This is a genomic window from Anaerococcus sp. mt242 (genome assembly GCF_016798225.1).
GTDB lineage: Bacteria > Bacillota > Clostridia > Tissierellales > Peptoniphilaceae > Anaerococcus.
In genome coordinates, this window is the sequence record NZ_JAEUYX010000038.1 from 1 (window position 1) to 1,482 (window position 1,482).

A 1,482-nucleotide genomic window follows, 5' to 3' on the forward strand; every position below is an offset into this window, starting at 1 on the left:
TGAGCTGAACCCCAAAATCCGGAATATGGATTGAGGGGTTTTTTTCATGCCAAAATATACAAAAGAATTTAAAATTAAATTAGTTCTGGAGTACTTATCAGGTCAAACAGGTGGACGACCTGAAGTAGCAAATAAATACAATATACCTGATAGCACTCTAGAAAATTGGATTAACAAATATAACTCAGGAGGCTTTGGTAACTTAGCTAAAAAACAAACTAAGAATAAATTCACTAGTGAATTTAAACTATCTGTAATACAATATAGACAAATCAATAATATCTCATACAGGCAAACCGCAGAGCACTTTGATATCACTAATGGATCAGTAATATGTAACCGGGAGAAAGCATATCGAGAACGTGGTTTATCTGGCTTAGAAGATAACAGAGGAAGGCCTAAGAAAGATATGTCTAAATCAGAAAAGAAATCAAAGAACGAAAAACCAATAGTTGAGTCTGAAAGAGAAGAACTAATAAGACTTAGAGAAGAAAATAAATATCTAAAGATGCAAATACTATTCGAAAAAAAGTTTCAAGCCTTGCTACTAGAAGAGGAAGCAGAAGCAAGGAAAAAACAAAGATAATACTTCATCTTCTTAAAGAACATCCTGAAACAAAAGCAAGTGAATGGATAAAAGTAGCTAAGCTTCCAAAATCTTCATACTATGAGTGGAAAATTAAATTAGAAAATCCAGAAGACAAAGATAAAGAACTCAGAGAAGAAATAAAATCAATAGTTAAATCAACAAAGGGTAGGTATGGCTACAGAAGAGTAAGTACAGTTCTAAGAAACAAAGGCTTAATAATAAATCATAAAAGAGTTCTTAGAATCATGAAACAAGAAGGACTCTTATGCACTAAATTTAAAACTAGGTCAAGAAAATACTCATCATACAAGGGTCAAGTAGGTAAAATAGCTTCTAACGTAGTTAATCGTAACTTTAAAGCCAGTAGACCTAATAGGCTATGGTTAACAGATATAACTGAATTTAGAATTAAAGGTCATGAAGATAGACTCTACCTATCACCAATACTAGATGCATATAACAGCGAGATAATTAGCTATACACTAAGTCATCACCCAACAATTAAACTGACCAACTCAATGTTAGACAAAGCAATAAAAGGTATTAGTTCTAAAGACAATTTAGTAATACACTCAGACCAAGGATTCCATTACCAACATAGTTCATGGTCTAGTAAACTAAGAAAACTAAATATAATACAAAGTATGTCAAGAAAAGGGAATTGTCTAGACAATTCTCCGATGGAAAACTTCTTTGGTATACTAAAACAAGAAATGTACTATGGTGTAGAATTTACAAGTTATGATCAATTAAGAAAAGAAATAGAATTATATATCAAATGGTACAACGAAGACAGGATTAAGACAAAATTAAACGAAATGTCACCTGTTGATTACAGATTACATTCCGCTTAAAATATTATTAAGTTATTCCGTGTTTATGGGTTCAGCTCA

General features: G+C 31.6%; 2 protein-coding genes. Both read left to right on the plus strand.

Features of this window, described 5'->3' with window-relative positions:
• Positions 1 to 46 precede the first annotated feature (46 nt).
• Positions 47 to 586 (plus strand): helix-turn-helix domain-containing protein, encoded by a 540-nt coding sequence (locus tag JNO63_RS08565; RefSeq protein WP_203128516.1) that lies wholly within the window; start codon positions 47 to 49, stop codon positions 584 to 586.
• Positions 520 to 1,443: an IS3 family transposase gene (locus JNO63_RS08570; RefSeq protein WP_338014988.1), complete on the plus strand. Its 924-nt coding sequence runs from the start codon at positions 520 to 522 to the stop codon at positions 1,441 to 1,443. The genes JNO63_RS08565 and JNO63_RS08570 overlap by 67 nt, the downstream gene beginning before the upstream one ends.
• Positions 1,444 to 1,482: the final 39 nt, after the last annotated feature.

Excerpts from the sequence above, each read along its gene's own strand:
- JNO63_RS08565 (WP_203128516.1), top strand. The coding sequence starts at position 47 with ATGCCAAAATATACAAAAGAATTTAAAATTAAATTAGTTCTGGAGTAC.